The sequence below is a fragment of the Nocardioides sp. CPCC 206348 genome (assembly GCF_048654705.1).
Classification (GTDB): domain Bacteria; phylum Actinomycetota; class Actinomycetes; order Propionibacteriales; family Nocardioidaceae; genus Nocardioides.
This window is the reverse complement of the sequence record NZ_JBMCZA010000186.1, coordinates 10,141-10,668: the sequence shown is the minus strand read 5'-3', so window position 1 is coordinate 10,668 and position 528 is coordinate 10,141. Positions and strand designations below refer to the sequence as shown.

General features: G+C 75.0%; 1 protein-coding gene. It reads left to right on the top strand.

The genetic code is table 11. The features are described from left to right. Positions 1-528, top strand: a 528-nt coding sequence (locus ACOADB_RS15275; RefSeq protein WP_378600233.1) for a patatin-like phospholipase family protein, incomplete at its 5' end; no start/stop codon positions are given.

The following is a 528-nucleotide window of genomic DNA, read 5'->3' as shown; positions in this document are numbered from 1 at the left end:
GACCACCCCGACACCTGGCTGGTCGCGGCCGACGCCCGGACCGGCCACCGCGTCCCGCTCGGCCGTGCCGACTCCCCCAGCGCCGGGCTCGGCCAGGCGATCGCAGCCTCGTGGGCGATCCCGGGCTGGTTCCCGCCCGTGGACATCGCAGGACGACCGCACCTCGACGGCGGCACCGTCTCCCCGACCTCCGCCGACCTGCTCCTTCCCGCCGTCAAGGACGGCCGGATCGACGAGGTCGTCATCGTCGCCCCGATGTCGAGCCGTGGCGGCGCTCCCGCACGCGGACTGCAGCGACTCGAGCGCGCACTGCGCAAGCCGATGACCCGCCGCGTCGACGACGAGGTCGAGGCCCTGATCCGCGCTGGGGCGCGGGTCACCCGCATCGAGCCCACGGCGGCGGACCTCGCCGCCATGGGCGCCAATTTCATGGATCGCTCGCGCCGCGAGCACGTCCGCGAGGTCGCCCGCGCCCAGGCGCCCGACCTCGTCAGCCAGAGCCTGAACACCCCGGAGGTGGCCCGATGA